Below are 1,336 nucleotides of genomic sequence, written 5' to 3'. Positions count from 1 at the left end.
GGTAGTATCTCACCAAGTGTGTAAAGTTTAAAAAAATCGAGGGTTGCAACCCTCGATTTTTTTTGATTAATTTTAAATTTTATACACTTATGAAGAAAGAAGATTTATTAAACGACGACTTTTTAAAACAGTTCAAGACAGGAGAAGAACTTACCTCCTTTCTAAAATCCATTCAAAAGCGCGGCATTGAAAAAATGCTTGAAGGCGAGCTGGACGCTCATTTGGATTATACCAAGCACCAACCATCCGATACTACAAATTCCCGCAATGGTTATTCCTCAAAAAAGGTAAAGACCACTCTTGGCGAGACCAACATTAAAGTACCTAGGGATAGGGAGGCTTCTTTCAACCCGATGCTGGTGCCTAAACGCACCAACATGGTTGATGGTATCGAAAATGTCATTATCAGCCTTTATGCTAAGGGCATGAGCAATTCAGACATAGAAGAACAAATACGTGAAGTATACGATTTTGATGTTTCCACTTCTACCATATCCCGTATTACAGATAAGGTAACTAATGATATTGTGGCATGGCAAAACAGACCTTTAGAACCAGTGTATTTAATTACCTGGATGGATGGTATTGCCTTCAAGGTACGTGAGAACTCCAAAGTCATCAACAAAACTATGTATATCGCTGTAGGGTTGCGTAGAGATGGTAAAAAGGAAGTTTTAGGGCTATGGCTGGGCAAGAACGAATCGGCAGCCTTCTGGATGAGCGTGTTGACGGATATTAAAGCCAGAGGCGTTCAGGATTTACTTATCACAGCAACAGACAACCTTAACGGCTTTACAGATACCATCAAAAATGTTTTTCCTGAATCCAAGACCCAAATTTGCGTGGTTCACCAAATTAGAAATGCTTGTAGGTATGTAGTATGGAAAGACAAAAAAGAGTTTACCAAGGATATGAAAAACATCTATGATGCCCCTACGAAAAGAGCCGCTAAAGCTGCTCTAGACGACTTTGCTCAAAAATGGGAATCCAAGTACTCTTACGCCATTAAAAGTTGGAGGGATAACTGGGAGGAACTTACTGCTTTTTATGAGTTCCCCATAGAAATCAGAAAAATAATTTATACTACAAATTTAATTGAAAACCTCAATGGAAAGATTAGAAAGTACACTAAAAACAAGCTCTCATTCCCAACAGATGAAGCTGTAATGAAATCCACGTTTTTAGCCCTCAGGGAGGCTACCAAAAAATGGTCAATACCTATTAGAAATTGGGGCATTATTTTAAACCAATTTTTAACTATATTTGAAAAAAGGGTTCAGCTCTAAAAAAACCAAACCCTCGATTTATAACTTACACACTTTTTGGGATAGTGTCA

At 38.0% G+C, this 1,336-nt stretch carries 1 protein-coding gene; it reads left to right on the top strand.

Annotated elements, in window-relative coordinates; all coding sequences use genetic code 11:
* Positions 1-89: 89 nt before the first annotated feature.
* Positions 90-1,286, top strand: coding sequence for an IS256 family transposase (locus OOZ15_RS19820; protein ID WP_265958172.1), 1,197 nt, complete (start codon positions 90-92; stop codon positions 1,284-1,286).
* Positions 1,287-1,336: the final 50 nt, after the last annotated feature.

It is taken from the genome of Galbibacter kalidii, from assembly GCF_026241135.1.
Classification (GTDB): Bacteria; Bacteroidota; Bacteroidia; order Flavobacteriales; family Flavobacteriaceae; genus Galbibacter.
The sequence above is the reverse complement of the archived record's forward strand: the minus strand, read 5'-3'. Positions and strand labels throughout refer to the sequence as shown.

What these genes read in the sequence shown, in the direction of transcription:
- OOZ15_RS19820 (WP_265958172.1), top strand. Translation starts at nt 90, where the DNA reads ATGAAGAAAGAAGATTTATTAAACGACGACTTTTTAAAACAGTTCAAG.